This is a genomic window from Nitrosomonas sp. (assembly GCF_040256045.1).
In the GTDB taxonomy this organism is placed as follows: Bacteria; Pseudomonadota; Gammaproteobacteria; order Burkholderiales; family Nitrosomonadaceae; genus Nitrosomonas.
The window spans coordinates 29150-35294 of the sequence record NZ_JBDZWD010000021.1 but is presented as its reverse complement, the minus strand read 5'-3'; the positions used below and the strand labels follow the sequence as shown (position 1 = coordinate 35294).

At 43.0% G+C, this 6145-nt stretch carries 6 protein-coding genes; all 6 read left to right on the top strand.

The features are described from left to right. Window positions 1-261, top strand: a 261-nt coding sequence (locus ABUL11_RS05755; RefSeq protein ID WP_350282911.1) for a KGG domain-containing protein, incomplete at its 5' end; no start/stop codon positions are given. A 188-nt stretch (window positions 262-449) separates the two neighbouring features. Beyond that, complete coding sequence (locus ABUL11_RS05750) at window positions 450-944, top strand: hypothetical protein (RefSeq protein WP_350282910.1); 495 nt, start codon at window positions 450-452, stop codon at window positions 942-944. Window positions 945-1041: 97 nt separating this feature from the next. Further along, entirely contained in the window at window positions 1042-2316 is a 1275-nt protein-coding gene (locus ABUL11_RS05745) for an SDR family oxidoreductase (protein ID WP_350282909.1), read from the top strand. After that, the gene (locus tag ABUL11_RS05740; RefSeq protein ID WP_350282908.1) at window positions 2313-2780 is read left to right on the top strand and encodes a DUF2269 family protein; all 468 of its coding nucleotides are present in this window, start codon (window positions 2313-2315) and stop codon (window positions 2778-2780) included. The genes ABUL11_RS05745 and ABUL11_RS05740 overlap by 4 nt, the downstream gene beginning before the upstream one ends. Window positions 2781-2949: 169 nt before the next feature. Next, window positions 2950-4449 (top strand): FAD-dependent oxidoreductase, encoded by a 1500-nt coding sequence (locus ABUL11_RS05735; protein WP_350282907.1) that lies wholly within the window; start codon window positions 2950-2952, stop codon window positions 4447-4449. Between the two features lie 372 nt (window positions 4450-4821). Further along, a complete protein-coding gene (locus ABUL11_RS05730) occupies window positions 4822-6129 on the top strand; it encodes an NAD(P)/FAD-dependent oxidoreductase (RefSeq protein WP_350282906.1) in 1308 nt (435 codons plus the stop codon). Window positions 6130-6145: the final 16 nt, after the last annotated feature.

Below are 6145 nucleotides of genomic sequence, written 5' to 3'. Positions count from 1 at the left end.
GCTCATGAAAGTGGTAATGCCCATGAATTCGATTCAGAGGAAGCTCGAGAAGCTGGTCGCAAAGGTGGCAAGGCAGCTCATGAAAGTGGTAATGCCCATGAATTCGATTCAGAAGAAGCCAGAGAAGCCGGACGTCAAAGCCATAAAAACGATGATAAACGTAGCAGTAGTAATGATGATAACAATGACAACCGCAGAGGTGGCAGTCATGAGCAGCATGTAAGAGCTGGGCAGCAAAGCCACAAAAATGACAACAAATAATCTGAGATCAGCTTGATGCAATGAAAAATATCATTAAAGCCTTCAATGGTAAGCATTAAGCATTAGAAAAAAAAGTATTGTTTCTTAAATGAAATTACTTATTCTGAAAATTAAAAGTTATCGGGCAGTCATACTAAGTAGCAATGACTGCCCGATAATTAATCTTTTTCAGGAAGGAATAAGAACTCATGCTCCCTGTTAAGCTTTCAGAGAATAAATTACTGAGGAAAGCGATGATATCGGGTTCTATTGCAAGCCTTTTATCCGCTATTTTTCTGGCAATTTTAGGAAAGGGTGAGCTAGGAAAAACCGCTGCGCCCATTAATGGCCCTAGTCAGTGGGTTTGGGGAAAATATGCTTCTTTCTTAAACTATTTTAGTTGGCGGTATACAGGGGTGGGATATGTCATTCATCATGCAGCATCTATATTCTGGGCTCTTTTTTATGAAAAGATAAATCCTGGGAAAAACTGTCAGGGAATAGTTATTCCGACTCTTATGGTGAGTGTAGTAGCTTATATAGTTGATTTTTATGTAGTTCCGAAACGCTTCTCTCCAGGATTTGAACGACGTCTATCAAAAGGATCTTTATTTGTAGTGTATGGCATCTTCGCACTGGGATTGGCCGGAGGAAGTTATATAAATAGAAATTGCTTGGAAATCAATAAATTAAATAAAGATTGACTCAGCTTATAAGCCTATAACTTAAGAGAGTAAGAATGCAAAGTGATTTTATAGAATTATTCACTGAATCTAACTGATCTGTTGAGTAGAATTTTTAATGTCAACTATATTAATTACAGGTGCAACAGGATTTATTGGGAGACACTTGTCGGTAGCGTTGGCAGCCAAAGGGCATAATATTGTATGCGGAGTAAGAAACCCCTCAGCAGAAGCTTTTGATAGGCGGTTTCATTATATTAAGGTGGACTATACCCAGGATTTCGATGTGAATATGTGGGAATCCAGACTTACCGGCATAGATATAGTTATAAATGCTGTAGGAATTATACGAGAGACGGATACAGCAACTTTTTTTTCAATTCATGAAAGAGCACCTACTGCCCTGTTTCTAGCCTGTGCAGAATTGAATATTAAAACTGTGCAAATATCAGCATTAGGTGCTGATGAACAAGCTCAAACTCGATTTCATTTAAGTAAGAAAAATGCAGATAGTGTGCTGCTTTTTTTAAATCAGAGGAGTGTAGTAGTACAACCCTCCCTAGTCTTTGGTCCTGGTGGAGAAAGCACTAAATTTTTTCTCTCTATTGCAAGCCTTCCAGTCATACCACTTCCTGGGACAGGTCAGCAACAAATCCAGCCCATTCATATTGATGATCTTACTTATGCAATCGTTGTACTCGTCGAAAGTAATAAATATATAGGACGCCGTATTCCTCTGGTGGGCCCAGAACCGTATAGCCTTCAAAGTTATTTACATAAATTACGACAAGGAATGGGGCTCGGAGATGGGATTTTTCTCCATATTCCTCTGATACTAATCAGTTTTTATGTATATATCTGTCAATGGACAGGAAAGGGCCTGCTGAATATCGAGAGCTGGCAGATGCTCCAAAAAGGAAATTTTTCAGATCCTGGCGTAACTACTGAACTGTTAGGGCGGAATCCTAAAGCACCCGATACTTTTATATCTCCGTGGAATGCAACTGAATTACGTAAATCGGCCCTTTTAAGTTGGCTTCAACCAGTATTGCGCGTTTCACTTGCAATAGTATGGCTGGTAGCCGGGATAGTATCAATGGGTATTTATCCGGTTGGAGAAAGCTATTTTCTCTTAGCACGAGTGGGTGTACCTGAAGATTTTGCCCCGCTAGTTCTTTATGGTGCTGCTTCAATTGATATTATTTTTGGTATCGGAACATTATTTTTACGCCGCCGAAAATTCCTCTGGATGGCACAAGTAATTCTTATCATCCTTTATACCTTCACTATTACTTTATATTTACCTGAGTTCTGGTTACATCCTTTTGGGCCAATAATAAAGAATTTACCAATCCTCGCAATCATTTGGTTACTGTATGAGCTAGAAAAATGACAGCTTATCTCCTGACTAAATGGATTCATATTCTTTCCTCAACGTTGCTCTTTGGAACCGGAATCGGTACTGCTTATTACTTGTTATGTGCCGTTTGGACTAAAAACCCTTTCCTTATTGCTGCTGTTGGAAAATATGTAATTGCAGCTGATTGGCTGTTTACAGCAACCACTATTGTTATTCAGCCAGTTACAGGTTTTTATCTCATCCATTTGTTATCTATTCCTTTAACAAGCACATGGATTAGATGGTCCTTAGCTCTATATTTACTTGCGGGAGTTTGTTGGCTACCAGTTGTCTGGCTGCAAATAAAGCTGCAACGTCTGGCTGCAGACGCCAGCGAAAACAAACATACTCTACCCGATGTGTTTTGGCGTTATTTTAGGGTATGGGTTACATTGGGTATTCCCGCATTTACAGCGATGGTAATCATTTTTTATTTGATGGTTGCGAAGCCGGCTTGACATCTTTACACAGGATGGCGTGCAGGACTGACTATCTTCGGGATTAAGAACTACGAAGGCAAAAAGATTCTGCGCTACAAATGAGATTCTTCCATTCTATATTGAGAGAAATGGAGTTGAGTCAATTTCTGGGAGCAATTCTTATTCATCTTATAAAAAGGAAAATATTATGAGTACGACTTCTATTTGGCGTAGGAAAGCATCTCAGACGTATTTCCCCACCCTGCAAGAGGAGATTACGACTGAAGTGGTTGTAATTGGGGGCGGGATTACCGGGGTTACACTTGCTCTTAATCTTGCTGAACAAGGCAGATCGGTTGTGCTTTTGGAAGCGCGCAATATTGGTTCAGGAAGTACAGGTAATTCGACTGGCAACTTATATGAAACTGTCAGTCACGGTATTCACGCTATTGTCGACCGATGGGATAGCGATGTGGCCCGCACAGTAACTATAAGTCGTCGCCATGCCTTGGAGCAGATCGAATCTCGCGCTGAGAAGTACGAGATAGATTGTGGTTTCCGCCGCTGTTCGCTTTATCGTTATGCTACGTCAGACGACGCGAAAGAATTTCTCGAGAGAGAGTATCCAGCATCTCTAGAAGCTGCATTACCGGTTCGCCAAGAAGAAAAATTACCCTTTCCACTTCTGCACTTATGTGGACCGGTAGTAGTACTGGAGAATCAAGCGCAATTTGATCCTCATGCTTATGTAAGCGGCCTTGCCCGTATCTCAGCCGGCCAAGGATGCCGTATCTTTGAAAATGCTAGGGTGGTCGAATTAGATACAAGCAAGCGTATTGTGTATACAGAAAAGGGCAAAGTTAAGGCCAAGGAAATCGTGCTGGCGACACACTCACCCATCGACTTTCATCTGGTGCAGGCGGAAATGATAGTCAATAGAGAATACGGGATAGCAGCGCGGATTGAAAGAAGCTCGTTTCCACCGGGCATTTTTTGGGAAAAAGGCACTGAACAACTTTCGATTCGTAATCTGGAAGTTGATCAGCAAACATTTCTCATAAGTGTTGGCGGAGCGTATAAAACAGGCCAAGAGGACGCGACCACAAACCTTGATCGTCTAGAGGCCGCCACCCGCACCTACTTCAAAAGGTGTGAGATCGCGTTTCGCTGGTCGGCACAGAACTACAGGGCAGCGGATGATTTACCGTATATCGGCCGAGATGCCAGTGGTTGTTTTGTTGCAACAGGTTTTCAAACTGACGGTTTGGTTTACGGAACCCTTGCTGCCGCTATCATTGCAGATGAGATTGGGGGAAGCAACAACGTATTCGCATCTCTCTACAAAGCGGATCGCTTCTCTCCTATCAAAGGTGCGAAAAGGATGGCTGAAGAGACAAAGGGCGTGCTGACATCTCTGGTCAAAGATTATCTCCTGGGACAAGAGATAATACCATTATCGCAGCTTATGCCCAATACTGCGGCAATGGTGGAATTTGAGAATGAGACATTGGCAGTTTACCGGGATAAAAACGGTAAATTGTACGCAGTATCGCCTGTTTGCACTCACCTGAAATGTAAAGTTCACTGGAATGATGTTGAATCAAGCTGGGATTGCCCTTGTCACGGTAGCCGCTTTGCACCTGACGGAACTATTATTGAAGGCCCTGCTACAGAACCATTGACCCAAAAATTTTTGCATAAACGTTAAGTAAATACAGACGGTGTATTTCAGATCATTCGATCTGGTTCACCTTCTTGCAGCGTTCTCTTCTTTTCGCAACGTATTCGCCGGTTTTATGGGTTCCCGGCTTAAAGTAATTTGCATCATTGCTGGCCAGGCAGCACTTCTTATATCAAGCCATTTTCTCATCTTTCTTTCCTTGATATTCCGAGCAGGATTATTGTCATACTTTTTCTGGTAGTCATCGGTAAGTTACCTTTTCTATTGTAATTTCTGAGAAAAGTACTGAAGAGAAATCAATGAATGAGTTTTCCACATGCTCTCAGCAAAAAAATAAGATGGGCATACCGATAAGTTGGCGGGTGATGTGCAACACAAATAGGAATACTTGGAGGAAAAATGAAACAGACCAGCAATGAAACCATTGTCATCGCCGGCGGCGGCGCAGGTGGCCTCGAGCTGGCCTGCAAACTTGGAAGGAAGTTTGGTCGACAACAGGTGATTCTTGTTGAGAAAAACTTGAATCACATTTGGAAACCCACACTTCATGAGGTTGCCGCGGGCACGCTGGATATAAATCAAGAAGGTTTGTCATATTCAATGCTCGCGTATGAAAACAATTTCACCTTCATTTATGGGGTATTTTCCAGAATTGATCTGTCGAAGAAGGAAATTGTTGTTTCAGCACCTGAAGGGGAAGAGGGGATCTATCCCGAACGCAGGGTTCAGTTTTCCAGACTTTGCATTGCTGTTGGCAGCGCTTCAAACTACTACAGCACGCCAGGAGCGGCTGAATATACCCTGTCATTAAACACTTCCGGTGATGCGGAGCGTTTCAGGACTAAAATGATGGATCAGATGATCCGTGCAGAGTACGAAAAATCTGCAGGTAGTCCGGGAACTGTAAACGTGGTGATTATCGGTGGTGGTGCCACAGGTGTCGAGCTGGCGGCTGAATTGCGTGAGGCCGGTGGAATTTACGCAAACTATGGATTCGTTCATCTGGTACCCGATGTAGATGTGAAGATTACCGTACTGGAGGGAGCTCCGCGCATTTTGGCGCCATTGAGCGAAAGAGTTTCCGATGGTGCTGCACGGATACTTGCCAAAAAGAATATTGAAGTAGTGACAAATTGCCGTGTCAATCAGATAGAGAAAGATCATCTGCTCGACAAAGAAGGGAATAGGCATGACTTCAATATATGTGTATGGGCTGCCGGAATCAAAGCACCGAATTTTCTCTCTTCACTGGGTTTACCAGTGAACAAGATTGGTCAATTAGAGGTCACGGATAGATTGAATGTCAAAGGATATGATCACCTCTATGCCATTGGTGATTGCGCATCCTGTATTCAACCGGATGGAAAAACTGTTCCGCCCAGAGCACAATCTGCGCACCAGCAAGCGGAATATATGTACAGGGTCATTACCCACCGTATTGCTGGCGGGAAAAAGACAGTAAATCATCCCTATTTCTATCGAGATTATGGTTCCTTGATTTCATTGGGTACACAGACCGGCGTGGGCAGCCTAATGGGAGCTTTAACAGGTGGAATGCTGTTCGTCGATGGGATATTTGCACGATGGCTCTACATAAGCCTTCATCTCATGCACCATAAGGTTATTCTGGGCCTTGGTCGAACAATGGCTCTCGCAATTGCCAGAGCTCTCGTAAAACGAAGCACGGCTCTGGTGAAGTTGCACTAGCCGATGGGGGTTTATA